This is a genomic window from Roseobacter sp. AzwK-3b (assembly GCF_000170875.1).
GTDB classification, from domain to species: Bacteria; Pseudomonadota; Alphaproteobacteria; order Rhodobacterales; family Rhodobacteraceae; genus Roseovarius; species Roseovarius litoreus.
In genome coordinates, this window is sequence record NZ_ABCR01000008.1 from 86,995 (window position 1) to 101,172 (window position 14,178).

Here is a 14,178-nt window from a genome sequence, read left to right on the forward strand (position 1 = left end):
TTTGTCAGGCGTGGTCAGATGCTGAGCGGGTTGGCCTTGGCCACTGTGTCGAGCGCCTTGAGGACACGCAACAGCCCGTCCATCTGGGCGAGCGGGATCATGTTCGGCCCGTCCGAGGGGGCTGTGTCGGGCGCTTCGTGGGTTTCGATGAACACCGCCGCCACGCCAAGGGCCACGGCGGCGCGGGCCATCACGGGGGCGAATTCCCGCTGGCCGCCGCTGCTGCCGCCCTGACCGCCGGGTTGCTGCACGGAATGGGTGGCGTCCATCACCACGGGATAGCCGGTGGCGGCCATCTGAGGCAGGGCGCGCATGTCGGCGACAAGGGTGTTGTAGCCGAACGAGGTGCCCCGTTCGGTCAGCAGGATGCGGGTGTTGCCGGTGCTTTCGATCTTGGAGATCACATTGGGCATGTCCCAAGGGGCGAGGAACTGCCCCTTCTTGACGTTGATTGCGGCACCCGTCTCGCCGGCGGCGATCAGCAGATCGGTTTGCCGGCACAGGAAGGCGGGGATTTGCAGCACATCGGCCACCTGCGCCACGGGGGCGCATTGATCGGGCAGGTGAATGTCGGTGAGCACGGGCACGCCGAGCGCGTCCTTGACCGATTGCAGCACCTTGAGCCCCTCCTCCAGACCAAGGCCGCGCCTGCCGGACAGCGAGGTGCGGTTGGCCTTGTCGAAGCTGCCCTTGAAGATGAATTGCAGCCCATGCGCGGCACAGGCCGCCTGCATGGTGCCGGCGATCATCTGGGCGTGATCGGCGGATTCCAGTTGGCAGGGGCCTGCGATGAGGGTCAGGGGCTGGTCGTTGCCGACATGCAGCCCTTTGATGTCGACCTGTCGCTGCGTCATTGAGATACCTGTTCGCGGAGGATGGATGCGGTGAGTGACAGCATCAGGTAGATACCGGCGAAGATCAGGAACGCAAGGATCGTATTTTCGAAGGACCGCGGATAGGAGGGATCCTGAGACGCGACAGGGCGCACGCTGACGGTGAGGTAGCGGACCTGTTTGTTGGCCTCGATCTCGGACTGGCGCTTGGCTTCGAGGGCGGCCTGCAACACCATGTCGGAGGTGGCCAGATCGGCCTGTGCCATCTGGATCGCGGCGGCCTGAGAGGCGAGCGAGGCGTTGCCGGCGGAGGCTTCGGTCAGGCGGGCCTTCTGTTTGGCAAGCTCGACTGTGAGCACCTCGACCTCGCTGCGCAGGGCGTCGACGCGGGCCTCGTTGGGGCGCGGGTTGTTGAGCTGCGTGTTGAGAGCCAGTTGTTTTTCCTGCAGCTGCATTTCGGCGCTGCCGATCAGCTGGCGGATATTGGCCACCTCGCCTTCGGGGTCGAGAATGGTGCCTTCCTGCAGGCTGACCAGCCTCTCCTGTGCGTCGCGGCGTTCGACCTTGGCCTGTTCCAGGCTTTCGACCGCGGTGCGCACCGCGTCCTGACGTTTTTCGACGCTGAGCTCATCGACGCGTTCCTCCGCATAGTCGATGAGCTGCTCGGAGAAGCGCGCGGACAGTTCGGGATCGGCGGTGGACAGCTCCATGCGGATCACGCCTTCGGTGGGGTCGTAGCCCAGCTTGACGTATTTCTTGTAGAGCTTGTACGCATCCTCGTTCGAGGCGTCGGGGGCGAGGCGCTGGATCGGGTCGATCCAAGGCTGGCTGAAATGGTCGCGGAAGCCCAGATCCTCGTCGAGGCGCAGCATGGCGTCCTTGGATTGCAGATAGGATTGGGTGGCGATGGAATCCTGTCCGGTGGCGAACTGGCTGGGCAGAAGGCCGCCAAGCCCGCCTCCGCCACCGCCGCTGCCATCGGCGGTGAGGATCAGGAATTCGGACTTGGTGGAATACATCGGTGTCGCGACGGCATAGAAATAGTAGCCGGCGATCAGGGTGGGCAGGAAGACGAAGGCCATAAGCCGGGTGAAGAGCAGCGCCATCTTGCGGCGGCGGCGGCGGGCGATGTCGCGCTGGATGCTGGTGATCTCGGCGGCGCGGCGATCCGCGGGGCTGAGGCCGGGGGCGGGCAGGGTCTGTTTTGCGGTCTGGGGCAGCTGGACGCGGCCGCTGTCGCCCGGTTCGCTGTCGGGATGGCCGCTCAGAAGTTGCGCGCCGCCGTCGTCATTGCCGCCGCCGCCGCTGCCGCCCAGACCAACCTTGGCGGAGACCAGTTCCAGCATGGAGCCGCGTTGAAACGGGTCGATGCCGCGCGCGCGCAGGAGGCGCACCGCGTCGAAATCCGAGGTGGGCGCCAGCCCGTGTTTCTGGGCGAGGCGACGGGCCATGCGAAGCTCGCGCCCGGTGAGGCCCTGCTTGCGGATGTCTTCGATGGTTTCTTCGGATGACAGTTCGGCGCTGGAGAGCAGCTCACCCTGGCGAAGGGTATCATCGGGCGTGTTGGCGGCGGCCGGCGCCGTAACCGGGGTGTTGTCGCCATGCGCGTCGACCATGCCCGGCTGGGGGCTGCGGCGGATACGGAACTTTCTAGCCTTGGGTTTCGTAGTCATAGAGTTCTTTTGCCTCTTCCAAGGTGTCAAACATATACAATTTGCCGTTCATCAGAACCGCCGCCGAGCGCGCGAATTTCTCGAGGATATCGGGGCTGTGGGAGACGATGATGACGGTGGTGGTGGCCAGCCGCTCGCGCAGGATTTCGCCGGCCTTGCGGTTGAATTCTACATCGGTGGAGCCGGGCATCCCTTCGTCGATCAGGTAGATGTCGAAATCGAGCGCCAGCATCAGCGCGAATGAAAAGCGCGCACGCATCCCCGAGGAATAGGTGCCGAGGGGCTGGTCGAAATATTCGCCCAGATTGCACAGCCAGCGGCAGAAGGCTTCGATGTAGTCGGGATCGAGGCCGTAAAGCCGCGCGATGTAGCGCGCGTTTTCCATCGCGGAAATCTTGGGAACGACGCCGCCCATGAAGCCGAGCGGAAAGCTGATCCGGCAGCCGCGCCGTATTTCGCCCTCGTCGGGTTTTTCCAGACCGGCCATCATGTTGATGAGGGTCGTCTTGCCGGTGCCGTTGGGGGCGAGGATGCCGAGAGAATGGCCGAGCTCGACACGAAAAGACACGCGGTCAAGGATCACCTTGCGCTGCGTGCCCGTCCAGAAGGACTTGCTCACCATGTCGAATTCGAGCATCCACTTGCTCCGATGCTGCTCCTGCCTCACCCTCTTGAGCGGGGTTTGGTTAAGGCGTAACTCATGACTCAACGGCTATTATGCCGGATAGATCAGTTATATTACAGTAAAACAGGGCTTTTTTATGCCCATTATCGCAAAAAAATACGCGCAGCAGGTGGCGTAGGCCTGTTTCAGGGGGGCGCCTGTCAGGTTTCCGAGGCGCGGGTGAGCGACAGGCGCGCGGTTTCCAGATGCTCTTTCATGATGTTCGCGGCGCGTTCGGGCTCGCGGGTGCGGACCGCGTTGAGGATTTGGCGGTGCTGCACGTTGTAGATCCCGATGGTGCGCGAATCGAGCGTGAGATGGCGCATCCGGGTCCAGTCGTCTTCAGAGCGGACATTGGCGATCTGGTCCAGAATCCAGATCAGCAGGCCGTTGCGGGTGCATTCGGCGAGCGCGCGGTGGAAATCGGTGTCGGCTTCGGAAAAGCCCACGGGATCGTCGAGGCACTCTTCCATGCGGTTGCAGAGATCTTCCATCCGGTCGAAATCGGCATGTCGTCCGTGCAGGACGGCGAGACGGCAGATATGCGGCTCGAGCGCGAATCGGGTGTCCATCAATTCGAGGGGGGTGGCGTTGCGGATCGCGTTGGTCGAGGTCTCGTCGGGCTTGTGAACGACATAGGTTCCGCTGCCGGCGCGGGTTTCGACGAAGCCCTCTTTTTCCAGATGCATCAAGGCTTTGCGGATCGTGCCACGGGCGGCGCCGTAGGTCTCGGAGAGGACGCGTTCGGGGGGCAGGCGATCATGAAGTTGCAGACTGCCCTTGGAAATCTCGCGTCGGATCAAAGCCGCGATATCCGCGGCCCCGAGTTTCTGATCTGCTAAAGCGTTCATCATTTCCCCTCGATTTTGAACCAATAATATACCAGAGTCTTGGAAATTTCACCTACTCATTTGGCATTGGATCAAAAGTGGTTGACTTTTGGATCGGCCATCGGAAACACTTTACCTATCCGCGCTCCACCGACCGGCGTGACACATAGGGCGTCACGGCAGGCAGGCAAAGACTGGGACAAACACAAATGGTGTTTCCTGATACCGTAAAACGACAGTTTGCCAAAGCCGTGGCCCTTTGGGCCGCATCGGGCGGGTCTGCGCGGGCACTGACCAAAACTGGACCAGGTGCGGGCCGTCTGTCCCGCCGAGGACCTTATCCCGCGGGTCCGGCATGGGGGGCTCCACCCCGGCCCGAGCCGCTTCTACCCATCAGCGTGGAGCGACCATCACAGAGCCGTAAAGCGGGCGTCAGACCCGGCATCGGCGGAACCATCAGGGAGACTGAAAGTGGCTGAGACAGATCTGGAAAGATTCGTAGAGGCGCCGGGGCGCGACGAGAAGATCAAGCAAGTACGCAAGAAGATCGACGAGCTGGGGATCGAGTATCTCTACCTGCAATTCGTGTCGGTCACCGGCAAGATCATGGGCAAGGGCATTCCGGCGGATCACTGGGAAAGTGTCGCCAAGAAGGGGTTCCAGCTGGTCTATGGCGCCACCATGAACCTGTTCACCAACCGCGCGGGCGATTACATGGGCTATGGTCCTGAGGCTGCCGAACTCATTGGCATCCCCGAGCCGGAAACCTTCATGCAGCTGCCCTGGGCGCCCGAGATCGGCCGCTTCTATTGCACGCTCTTCCGCAACCGCGAGGAAAAGGTAAATCCCGGTGGCTATCTGACGGCGGATTGCCGGGGCAATCTGCGTCGTCTGCATGATGAATTCACCAAGAAGCACGGCACCAAGCTGCGGATCGGCACCGAGCCCGAGATGATGTGGCTGAAGTTCGACGAGAACGGCAAGCCGCGCGACGGGTATTCGAAGCCCTATTGCTATCATATCGACCAGTTCGAAAGCCTGCGGCCCGTGTCGCTGCAGGTGATCCGCTATGCGCGCAAGATGGGTCTGGACATGATTCAGGGCGATCACGAGGACGCGCCGGGGCAGCTTGAGCTGAACTGGATGTTCGACGATGTGCTGCGCAATGCGGACCGGTTGACCACCTATCGCCAGATCTGTGCGCAGGTGGCGCGGGAGAACGGGATTTTCGCCTGTTTCATGACCAAGCCGTTCATGGGGGTGTCGGCGTCGGGCTGCCACCACAACATGAGCCTGTGGTATGGCGGCGAGGATGAGTTCGTCAAATGCGGCAACGACCCGGACAACCTGCCGGGGATGGCCGACAACTATATGTATGTGAAGGGCGGCGAGAACACGTTCATGCCCGATACGGACGATCCGCAGATGCCGGGCAAGGAAGGGCTGAAGGCGATCGGGGGCGTGGTGCATCACCTGCAGGCGCTGACCGCGATCGGCTGTTCGACGGTGAATTCCTATCGCCGGCTGTGGGATACGGGCTTCTGGGCGCCGGTCTTCAGTGACTGGGGCTTCCAGAACCGGACCACGGGTCTGCGCGTGTCGGCGCCGGGGCGGTTCGAGTATCGGTCGGTGGATTCGATGGTGAACCCCTATCTGATGGGCACGACCCTGCTGGCGGCGATGGATGACGGGCTGGAGAACAATCTCGATCCCGGCGAGCCCGAAGAGCGCAACATCTATGCGGCGATGGCCGAGGGCAAGGACGTCAAGAAGTTGCCGATGTCGCTGGGTGAGGCGCTGGACAAGCTGGCGGCGGACGAGGCCGTGCAGCGCGGCCTGCCCGGCGAGATGTACCGGCTTTACGACGAATACAAGCGCGACGAGGTCGCGAGATTCATGTCCACCGTCACCGAGTGGGACAAAGAGATGTACATGGAGTGTCTGCCCTGAGGCATTCGATGTCTTGGGCGGCAGGCGATTATGCCTGCCGCCCCCCTGAACGACGCAAACTGAGGAGGCGCATTCAAGATGTGCGGAATTGCTGGATTGATCCACAAGGGCAAGAGCGCGAATGTCGGGTCCGAGATGACCGCGATGCTTCAAGCCCTGAAACACCGGGGGCCGGACAGCACCGGATATGCTGTCTACGGCGAACCGAAGGATGGCGACTATATCCTGCGGCTGAAGGTGGCCGAGGCCGAGGATATGGCCAAGGGCCGGGGGATCACGCAGATCCTCGAGACGCGCGTGCGCGAGGTCGAAGAGATCATGTCCGAGTGCGGAGCCACCGTGAAGGACCGCCAGAGCGCCACGAAATACGCCCATCGCTATGTGCTGGGCCATGGTGGTGACGAGGCGAGCATCGGCGAGATGGCCAAGATGATCGAAGAGGTCGACGGCGTCGAGATCCTGTCGATCGGCCGGGGTCTGGAACTGATCAAGGATCTGGGCGATGCATCGGTCGTGTCGGGGCTTTACGGGCTGAACGATTTCGTGGGCACCCACGGTATCGGGCACACGCGGATGGCGACGGAATCGGATGTCGACATCAAATCGGCGCATCCCTATTGGGCGTTTCCCTATAACGACGTGAGCGTGGTGCATAACGGCCAGATCACCAATTACTGGATCATGCGCCGCGAGATGGAGCGCAAGGGTCACCGGTTCATGTCGAATTGCGACAGCGAGTTGCTGGCGGTCTATACCGCGCATAACCTGGCCAATGGCATCTCGCTCGAGGACAGCCTGCGAAAGTCCATCGGCGAGATCGACGGGGTGTTCACCTATCTGGTGGCGACCAAGGATCAGCTGGGCATGGCCAAGGACACGATGGCGGCGAAGCCGCTGGTTCTTTATGAATCCGACGATCTGATCGCGATGGCCTCGGAAGAGGTGGCGATCCGCGCGATCCTTCCGGAAGAAATCGACACTTATGACCCTTACGACGAGGAGGTCCGGGTATGGCAAGCGTAACCGACGCAGAATTGAAACAGATGAGTCAGGACGAGCGCGCCAAGGCGCTTGGAATGACCACGGAGCAGCTGACGGGGAAATCGCTCTATATCGAGTTCGATCCCGAGGCCACCGATCGCTACACCTATCCGTGGGCGTATGATGTCGATTTCAACAAGCGCACCGAGATCGACACCGACAACCTGACCACGACCGAGGTGAATATCGCGATCCGCGACAAGATGAAGGAAGGCTATGGCACGATCGTGCTGCAGAATCCGCGCGGCAAGCACAGCCTTGGCGTCGGCATTCTGAACAAGCTGAATCTCATCATCGAGGGGTCGTGCGGCTATTTCGGCGTCGGTCTGATCGACGGGCCGAACGTGCGGATCACCGGGCGCGTGGGCTGGTCCTGCGGCGAGAACATGATGTCCGGCACCATCGTCATCGAGAAGAACGCAGGCTCCACCTTTGGCGCGGCGATGCGCGGCGGCGATCTGGTGTGCCGTGGCTCGGTCGGGTCGCGCACGGGCATCGACCAGAAGGGCGGCACGATTATCGTGGGTGGCGACACCGGCGCGCTGTCGGGCTTCATGATGCAGCGCGGACGCATGGTGGTGTGCGGCAATGCCGGCAAGAACCTTGGCGATTCGATGTATGACGGGATGATCTTCGTGGGTGGTGAGATCAAGTCGCTGGGCGTTGACGCGGTCGAGGCCGAGTTGACCGATCTGGACCGGCACTGGCTGACCCGGAAGCTCACGCAATACGGGCTTATGCCCGACAAGGGCGTGGATCATTTCACCAAGATCGTGGCTGGCAAGCAGTTGTGGAACTACGACAACCTCGAGCCGTCCGAGAAGAAACTCATTCTGTAATGGAACGGCGCCCGGCGCCTTCCATTACCCGCAAAAAGGAACAGACACATGGCTGATGGCGATCTGCCCACCAAGAAGCCCCTTGCGCGCGACACCTACAGGCTGGGAGATTCCTTTATCTTCCCGCCGCGCGTCATGGATGACATCCACATCAAGTCCGAGCTTGGACGCTACCGGATGCGGGGGTTTTCCCTTTTCAAGAAGATCCCGCATTGGGATGACCTGACCTTCCTTCCCGGCACGCTGACGCGTTTCGTGATCGAGGGCTATCGCGAGAAATGCGAAACCCGCACCGTGATCGGACCGCGCGCGAAAAAGCCGCTGGTTCTGGATATCCCGGTCTATATCACGGGCATGAGCTTTGGCGCGCTGAGCTATGAGGCCAAGACCGCGCTGGCGCGTGGCGCCACGATGGCAGGCACGGCGACCTGTTCGGGCGAGGGCGGCATGATCCCCGATGAGCGGCGCTACAGCTCGAAATGGTTCTATCAGTGCATCCAGTCGCGCTATGGCTTCAACCCGCATCACCTGGTTCTGGCGGATGGCTGCGAGTTCTTCATTGGCCAAGGCTGCAAGGTGGGTCTTGGCGGGCATCTGATGGGTCAGAAAGTGACCGACCAGGTGGCCGAGATGCGCAGTCTGCCCGCAGGTATCGACCAGCGCTCGCCCGCCCGTCACCCCGACTGGCTGGGGCCGGATGACCTTGCGCTGAAGATCCAGGAGATCCGCGAAGCGACCGATTGGCAGATCCCGATCCAGCTCAAGCTGGGGGCGGCACGGGTTTATGACGATGTGCGCATGGCCGTGAAATGCGACCCGGATTCGATCTATATCGACGGGATGGAAGGCGGCACGGGCGCCGGCCCGCACCTTGCCACCGAGGATACCGGTGTGCCGGGCATGGCGGCGATCCGTCAGGCGCGCAAGGCCATCGACGATCTGGGCAAGCGCGGCGAGATCAGCCTTGTCTATGCGGGCGGTATCCGCAACGGTGCCGATGTGGCCAAGGCGATCGCGCTGGGCGCGGATGCCATCGCCATCGGTCATTCGGCGATGATGGCGCTGAACTGCAACAAGGACATCCCCGAGGCCAATTACCAGGAAGAGATGGGCGTCGAGCCGGGCTATTGCTACCATTGCCATACGGGCCGTTGCCCGGTGGGTGTGGCCACGCAAGACCCCAAGCTGCGCGAACGTCTGGACCCGGATGCGGCGGCGGAGCGTGTCTACAACTTCCTGCACACGCTCACCATCGAGGCGCAGCTCTTCGCCCGCGCCTGCGGCAAGACCTATATCCATTCGTTGGAGCCCGAGGATCTGGCCGCGTTGACGATGGAGGCGTCGGCGATGGCCGGGGTGCCGCTGGCCGGGACCAACTATACGGTCGGCGTCGAGGATTATCACCACTTTTAAGGTGGGCCGCCCCTGCGCCGCGTGATCCGTGGCGCAGGGCACCACCCCGCCAAAGGAGGACTAAACCATGGCTGGAACACAGTATCGCGGCTCCGAGATCAAGGATGTCGACCAGTTCCTGAAGGATGCCGCCGGACTTGAATCCGAGCGCGAAAAGGAAATCGGCCAGCATATCGGCTATCGCTATGACGTGAACCTTGTGCCGGATTACGACCGGATCACCCCCTTCCTGACGAAATACATGGAGGTGATGGGCTGGGACGATCTGAACTGGCTGGAAGATGTGCATATGGGCTACGAAGAGGGCGCGCCCGCCGTCTTTGACCGCAACAACAACGGCTGGGTGCGGGTGCCCGACAGTATCGAGCTGCCCGACAACCAGCAGGACAGGGACATGATCGCACGCGAGATGCTCATCAAGTTCCAGATGTCGGACCGGCATCCGCTGGTCACGTTGCGCAAGGCTTATATGAAGTTCTGACGCATATGCCGCGCCCGCTTGATATCGCCTGTCTGCAGACACGGCCCCGGCCCGATTTCGCCGGGGCTGTTGATGAGGCGTTGCCGCTGGCCGAGGCCGCGGTCAAGGCGGGCGCGGATATCCTGTTTCTGCCGGAATATTGTGGCGGTCTGCGCACCGAAGATGGTGCGCTGGCCCCGCCAAGCGCGCCCGAGGAAAGCCATCCGTTTCTGGCGGCGATGCGGGATTTAGCGGCCAAACGTCAGGTGTGGATCAATATCGGGTCGATCGCGGTGGACGGGCCGGACGGGCGGATCATCAATCGCGGCCTGATGCTGGATGATCGCGGTCAGATCCGGGGACGCTATGACAAGATCCACCTCTTTGACGTGCAGCTGTCCGAGGCCGAGGTCTACCGCGAAAGCGCGCGTGTCAGCCCCGGTCATCGTGCGGTGATCCATGACACGCCGTTCGGCAGGATCGGCCATACGATTTGTTATGACCTGCGGTTTGCACACCTCTTCCGCAGTCTGGCGCAGGGCGGGGCGGATATCCTGCTGTGCCCTGCCGCCTTTACCCGCAAGACCGGAGAGGCGCATTGGCATGTGCTGAACCGTGCGCGGACGATCGAGACCACGCGCTTCGTCGTCTCGGCCTGTGCCATAGGGCCGGTGCCGGGGGGCGGAGAAAGCTATGGTCATTCGCTGGTCGTCAGCCCGTGGGGCGAGGTGGTCTGCGATGGCGGCACGCTGCCCGGTGTGGTGCAGGCGCGCATCGATCTGGACGAGATCGCACGCGCGCAAGGGCGCATCCCCAGCCTGACCGCTGACCGGCCATTCACCCCGATTCAACCCAGAAGGAGCGTCGCATGAGTTCGTTGGCGGCACAGTTCGGACAGAGTTTTTCGGACCATCCCCTGCGCAAGGCCTTCATGAAGTGGCAATGCCGCGTCAGGCAGATGTCGATGCGCGATGAAGATGGGCGCCCCGGTGATCCGATCATGCCGGCGGTGCTGTTGCCGGATCAGGCCGAGCCGCTTGGCCATATCATCACGGTGATGAACAAGGCGCCGGGCTATTCGGTGACGCCCGAGTTGCAGCATATGGCGGCCAAGACGAACGATCCCGCGCAGATCCGCGATCAGGCGATCCGGTTCCTGTCATCGGCCTATTACCAGAAGCCCGAGGAGTTTTCGGATATCCTGACGGCGACCTTTCCGCCGGGATCACCGGGGGCGGCGCAGATCCATGCGGCGGGGCAGTGCCGGTTGATTTTCGACGCCTACGCGCAGCGGTTCGATCTGTCGTGCAAGGTCTGGAGGCTGGCGCCGCACAACCTTCTGCATCAGGCGACGGTGGCGCATAACAAGCTGTTCAATCCGGCGCTGCCGCCGGATACGGAGGTCTTGGGGTTCGAGCCGGACTGGGCGCAGAGCAGCGCCGATCCGGCCATCCGCTGACCCGGCGCGCTGCGCGGTCAGCCGGTCAGTGGGAGCGGTCGATATCTCCCACGGCCAGCACTGGGGAGGCGTCGATATCCTTGGCGTCGAGCATGGTTGATACACGCTCCAGAACGGCGACGATCATCGCCTGTTCCCAATCGTCGAGCGCCTCGAACTGCTTGACGTAGCGCTGTTGCAGCGCATCGGGGGCGGCGCGCACCTTGGCGATGCCTTCGGGGGTGATGCCAAGCCGGGTCTGGCGGCGATCCTGTTCGGATTGCTGCCGCGTCAGTAGGCCCTTTGATTCCAGTTTCTTGATGAGCACCGAAATCGTGGCCTGCGTCACGCCCATACGCTGCGAAAGCTCGGTGGGCGTTGCGTAGCCTTTTTCCGACACGATCTGCAGCACGCGCAGCTGCACCGCGGTCAGGCCCGCCTCGCGTGCGAGATCGCGCGAATACATTTCGGTGGCGCGCAGGATGCGGCGCAGGGCGATGAGGCTGATATCTGTCCGGTCCACATCGATCTCCGTGAGGGGCCGGGACAGATTACTTTTTTTACCCAGATGCGCAATCCGTGACGTCGTTTGGTTCATTTTTCTAACTGTTTGTACCATGCATCCTATATAAGGCTAAGGGGTTTTCAGTTCAATATGCGCAAATTTCCGCGTATGGCGCATAAAAATACTTAGACACTTGAAAATAGATGCGGCGTGAATATACTTAGTCATGCTAACAACAAGGGATCAGAGCCGTGCATACAATCGAAGGATCGAAACAAAAACCGAAGATCACGTTCCGCAAGCCATGCCGTGAGGATGGGGCGGCGATCTGGGAGTTGATCGCGTCCTGTCATCCGCTGGATGAGAATTCGATGTATTGCAATCTGATCCAGTGCGACCATTTCCGCGACACCTGTATCCTTGCAGAGATGGACGGCGTGCCGGTGGGCTGGATCTCGGCCTATGTGATGCCGTCGGACGAGGAGACGCTGTTCGTGTGGCAAGTTGCCGTGTCTGAGCAGGCGCGCGGCCAAGGGCTTGGTTCGCGGATGCTGAAGACGCTGACCGATCGCGAGGAATGCGAGACGGTCAACCGTCTGCAGACCACGATCACGCTGAGCAATGATGCGTCGTGGGCGCTGTTCGGGAAATTCTCGAAGGCAATCGGCGGCAAGCTGAAGAGCCAGCCGCATTACACCCGCGAGGACCATTTCGACGGACGCCATGCCACCGAGCATATGGTCACGATCGACTTCGCCGAAGCGCTGAAGCGCGCCGCCTGATCGCGGCCTGCGCCAGCCTTCAACCCACCAGACATAAAGGAAACGCCATGCCGACTGACATGTCAGCCGAGTTTGAAATCTTTACACGCCGTGAATCGGAAGCGCGCAGCTATTGCCGCAGCTTCGAGACGGTATTCACCAAGGCCAAGGGCGCCGAAATGACCGCCGCCGACGGCACCACCTATATCGACTTTCTGGCCGGGTGCTCGTCCTTGAATTACGGGCATAACGATCCGGACATGAAAGAGGCGCTGGTTGCGCATATCGCCGGTGACGGGATCGCGCATGGGCTGGATATGTATACGCAGGAAAAGGCCCGGTTCCTGGAGGCCTATGAGGAGAATATCCTCAAGCCGCGGGGTATGGACTATAAGGTGATGATGACCGGGCCGACCGGCACGAACGCCGTGGAAGCGGCGATGAAGCTGGCGCGCAAGGTCACGGGACGCCGCAATATCGTGGCTTTCACCAACGGCTTTCACGGCATGACCATGGGCGCGCTGTCGCTGACCGGTAATGCGGGCAAGCGGGCCGGTGCGGGCTGTGGATCGCTGTGTGGCGTGACGCGGATGCCGTTCGATGGCGCCTTTGGCGACGAGATGGACACGCTGCGCCAGATGGAAATGATGTTCGACAACCCGTCATCGGGTGTCGATGCGCCTGCGGCGTTCATCTTTGAGCCGGTGCAGGGCGAAGGCGGGCTGAATGCCGCATCCGATGAATGGATGCAGGGTGTCGCCCGTCTGGCCAAGAAGCTGGGCGCGCTGCTCATCGTCGATGACATCCAGTCGGGGTGCGGGCGCACGGGCACCTATTTCGCCTTTGAAAGCGCCGGGATCGAGCCGGATATGGTGACACAGGCGAAATCGTTGTCGGGCTTCGGCCTGCCGTTCGCCGCGTTGCTCATCAAGCGCGAGCATGACATCTGGAAGCCCGCCGAGCATAACGGCACGTTCCGTGGCAATACCCATGCCTTTGTCACCGGGCGCGTCGCGCTCGAGAAGTTCTGGGCCGATGATACGTTCCAGAACGAGGTGCAGCACAAGTCGGCGATCCTGACGGCTGGGCTGCAGGCGATTGCCGATGAGGTGCCGGGTGCGCGTCTGAAAGGACGTGGCATGATGCAGGGTGTCGATGTAGGCTCGGGCGAGTTGGCGGGCGATATCTGTGCGCGCGCCTTCGACAACGGCCTGATTATCGAGACATCGGGCGCCGAAGATGAAGTGGTCAAGGTGCTGGCACCGCTGACCATCCCCGAAGAGACGTTGCGCAAGGGACTGGACATCCTGCTGGATGCCGCCCGAAATGCGACGGTGCAAAACAAGATCGCAGCGGAGTGACAACAAGATGATCGTCAGACATTTCGATGATGTGGTGAAGGCCGGAAACTCGGTTTCCGATGCGCGCTGGACATCCGTGAGGATGCTGCTGGCCGATGATGGAATGGGGTTTTCGTTTCACATCACGTTCCTGGAAGCGGGCAGCGAACACACGTTCGAATACAAGAACCACTTCGAAAGCGTGTATTGCGTGCAGGGCAAAGGCTCGATCACCGATCTGAAGACGGGGGAGACCCATCAGATCAAGCCGGGCACCATGTATGCCCTGAACGAGCATGACCGCCACACGCTGCGCGCCGAAGAAGAGCTGGTGATGGCTTGCGTGTTCAACCCGCCGGTGACCGGTCGGGAAGTGCACCGCGAGGACGGCTCTTACGCGGCGCCCGAAGACGTATCCTGAACTCAGAGGC

At 61.7% G+C, this 14,178-nt stretch carries 15 protein-coding genes; 10 read left to right on the forward strand and 5 right to left on the reverse strand.

Going from position 1 to position 14,178, the window contains the following annotated elements; translation table 11 throughout:
- Nucleotides 1-14 precede the first annotated feature (14 nt).
- The 4 genes from kdsA to RAZWK3B_RS14325 form a co-directional block, all read right to left on the reverse strand.
- Entirely contained in the window at nt 15-854 is an 840-nt protein-coding gene (kdsA, locus tag RAZWK3B_RS14310; RefSeq protein ID WP_007816348.1) for a 3-deoxy-8-phosphooctulonate synthase, read from the reverse strand.
- Entirely contained in the window at nt 851-2,506 is a 1,656-nt protein-coding gene (locus tag RAZWK3B_RS14315; protein ID WP_037295930.1) for a KpsE/RkpR family capsule polysaccharide export protein, read from the reverse strand. The genes kdsA and RAZWK3B_RS14315 overlap by 4 nt, the downstream gene beginning before the upstream one ends.
- Nucleotides 2,484-3,143 carry an ABC transporter ATP-binding protein gene (locus RAZWK3B_RS14320; protein ID WP_007816352.1) on the reverse strand — a complete coding sequence of 220 codons (660 nt, stop codon included), beginning with the start codon at nt 3,141-3,143 and terminating at the stop codon, nt 2,484-2,486. The genes RAZWK3B_RS14315 and RAZWK3B_RS14320 overlap by 23 nt, the downstream gene beginning before the upstream one ends.
- 188 nt (nt 3,144-3,331) lie before the next feature.
- Nucleotides 3,332-4,021: a FadR/GntR family transcriptional regulator gene (locus tag RAZWK3B_RS14325; protein ID WP_007816354.1), complete on the reverse strand. Its 690-nt coding sequence runs from the start codon at nt 4,019-4,021 to the stop codon at nt 3,332-3,334.
- 450 nt (nt 4,022-4,471) lie between these two features.
- Between RAZWK3B_RS14325 and RAZWK3B_RS14330 the strand changes: the two genes are divergently transcribed.
- The 7 genes from RAZWK3B_RS14330 (at nt 4,472) to RAZWK3B_RS14360 (ending at nt 11,162) form a co-directional block, all read left to right on the forward strand.
- Complete coding sequence (locus RAZWK3B_RS14330) at nt 4,472-5,950, forward strand: glutamine synthetase family protein (protein ID WP_007816356.1); 1,479 nt, start codon at nt 4,472-4,474, stop codon at nt 5,948-5,950.
- A 78-nt stretch (nt 5,951-6,028) separates the two neighbouring features.
- On the forward strand, nt 6,029-6,973 hold the full coding sequence (locus RAZWK3B_RS14335; protein ID WP_007816357.1) for a class II glutamine amidotransferase domain-containing protein: 945 nt from the start codon (nt 6,029-6,031) through the stop codon (nt 6,971-6,973).
- Nucleotides 6,961-7,830 (forward strand): GltB/FmdC/FwdC-like GXGXG domain-containing protein, encoded by an 870-nt coding sequence (locus RAZWK3B_RS14340; protein WP_007816358.1) that lies wholly within the window; start codon nt 6,961-6,963, stop codon nt 7,828-7,830. Before RAZWK3B_RS14335 ends, RAZWK3B_RS14340 begins: the two co-directional genes overlap by 13 nt.
- A 48-nt stretch (nt 7,831-7,878) precedes the next feature.
- Nucleotides 7,879-9,243: an FMN-binding glutamate synthase family protein gene (locus tag RAZWK3B_RS14345; RefSeq protein ID WP_007816359.1), complete on the forward strand. Its 1,365-nt coding sequence runs from the start codon at nt 7,879-7,881 to the stop codon at nt 9,241-9,243.
- Nucleotides 9,244-9,310: 67 nt separating this feature from the next.
- Nucleotides 9,311-9,724, forward strand: a complete 414-nt coding sequence (locus RAZWK3B_RS14350; RefSeq protein ID WP_007816360.1) for a hypothetical protein — start codon at nt 9,311-9,313, stop codon at nt 9,722-9,724.
- A gap of 5 nt (nt 9,725-9,729) precedes the next feature.
- Nucleotides 9,730-10,575, forward strand: a complete 846-nt coding sequence (locus RAZWK3B_RS14355; protein WP_007816362.1) for a carbon-nitrogen hydrolase family protein — start codon at nt 9,730-9,732, stop codon at nt 10,573-10,575.
- On the forward strand, nt 10,572-11,162 hold the full coding sequence (locus RAZWK3B_RS14360; protein ID WP_007816363.1) for a hypothetical protein: 591 nt from the start codon (nt 10,572-10,574) through the stop codon (nt 11,160-11,162). Before RAZWK3B_RS14355 ends, RAZWK3B_RS14360 begins: the two co-directional genes overlap by 4 nt.
- A 25-nt stretch (nt 11,163-11,187) precedes the next feature.
- On the opposite strand, the gene RAZWK3B_RS14365 is transcribed toward RAZWK3B_RS14360, so the two are convergent.
- Complete coding sequence (locus RAZWK3B_RS14365; RefSeq protein ID WP_037295970.1) at nt 11,188-11,664, reverse strand: MarR family winged helix-turn-helix transcriptional regulator; 477 nt, start codon at nt 11,662-11,664, stop codon at nt 11,188-11,190.
- Between the two features lie 233 nt (nt 11,665-11,897).
- On the opposite strand from RAZWK3B_RS14365, the gene ectA reads away from it, so the two are divergent.
- Genes ectA through RAZWK3B_RS14380 form a run of 3 tightly spaced genes read left to right on the forward strand, consistent with a single transcriptional unit; the run spans nt 11,898 to nt 14,168 of the window.
- Complete coding sequence (gene ectA, locus RAZWK3B_RS14370) at nt 11,898-12,428, forward strand: diaminobutyrate acetyltransferase (protein ID WP_007816365.1); 531 nt, start codon at nt 11,898-11,900, stop codon at nt 12,426-12,428.
- 47 nt (nt 12,429-12,475) lie between these two features.
- Nucleotides 12,476-13,768: a diaminobutyrate--2-oxoglutarate transaminase gene (gene ectB, locus RAZWK3B_RS14375; RefSeq protein ID WP_083799174.1), complete on the forward strand. Its 1,293-nt coding sequence runs from the start codon at nt 12,476-12,478 to the stop codon at nt 13,766-13,768.
- A gap of 7 nt (nt 13,769-13,775) precedes the next feature.
- Complete coding sequence (locus RAZWK3B_RS14380; protein WP_007816367.1) at nt 13,776-14,168, forward strand: ectoine synthase; 393 nt, start codon at nt 13,776-13,778, stop codon at nt 14,166-14,168.
- Nucleotides 14,169-14,178 lie beyond the last annotated feature (10 nt).

What these genes read in the sequence shown, in the direction of transcription:
- RAZWK3B_RS14320 (WP_007816352.1), bottom strand. Translation starts at nt 3,143, where the DNA reads ATGCTCGAATTCGACATGGTGAGCAAGTCCTTCTGGACGGGCACGCAG.
- RAZWK3B_RS14335 (WP_007816357.1), top strand. Translation starts at nt 6,029, where the DNA reads ATGTGCGGAATTGCTGGATTGATCCACAAGGGCAAGAGCGCGAATGTC.
- RAZWK3B_RS14350 (WP_007816360.1), top strand. Translation starts at nt 9,311, where the DNA reads ATGGCTGGAACACAGTATCGCGGCTCCGAGATCAAGGATGTCGACCAG.
- RAZWK3B_RS14380 (WP_007816367.1), top strand. Translation starts at nt 13,776, where the DNA reads ATGATCGTCAGACATTTCGATGATGTGGTGAAGGCCGGAAACTCGGTT.
- RAZWK3B_RS14360 (WP_007816363.1), top strand. Translation starts at nt 10,572, where the DNA reads ATGAGTTCGTTGGCGGCACAGTTCGGACAGAGTTTTTCGGACCATCCC.
- RAZWK3B_RS14325 (WP_007816354.1), bottom strand. Translation starts at nt 4,021, where the DNA reads ATGAACGCTTTAGCAGATCAGAAACTCGGGGCCGCGGATATCGCGGCT.
- RAZWK3B_RS14315 (WP_037295930.1), bottom strand. Translation starts at nt 2,506, where the DNA reads ATGACTACGAAACCCAAGGCTAGAAAGTTCCGTATCCGCCGCAGCCCC.
- ectB (WP_083799174.1), top strand. Translation starts at nt 12,476, where the DNA reads ATGCCGACTGACATGTCAGCCGAGTTTGAAATCTTTACACGCCGTGAA.
- RAZWK3B_RS14345 (WP_007816359.1), top strand. Translation starts at nt 7,879, where the DNA reads ATGGCTGATGGCGATCTGCCCACCAAGAAGCCCCTTGCGCGCGACACC.
- kdsA (WP_007816348.1), bottom strand. Translation starts at nt 854, where the DNA reads ATGACGCAGCGACAGGTCGACATCAAAGGGCTGCATGTCGGCAACGAC.
- RAZWK3B_RS14355 (WP_007816362.1), top strand. Translation starts at nt 9,730, where the DNA reads ATGCCGCGCCCGCTTGATATCGCCTGTCTGCAGACACGGCCCCGGCCC.
- RAZWK3B_RS14340 (WP_007816358.1), top strand. Translation starts at nt 6,961, where the DNA reads ATGGCAAGCGTAACCGACGCAGAATTGAAACAGATGAGTCAGGACGAG.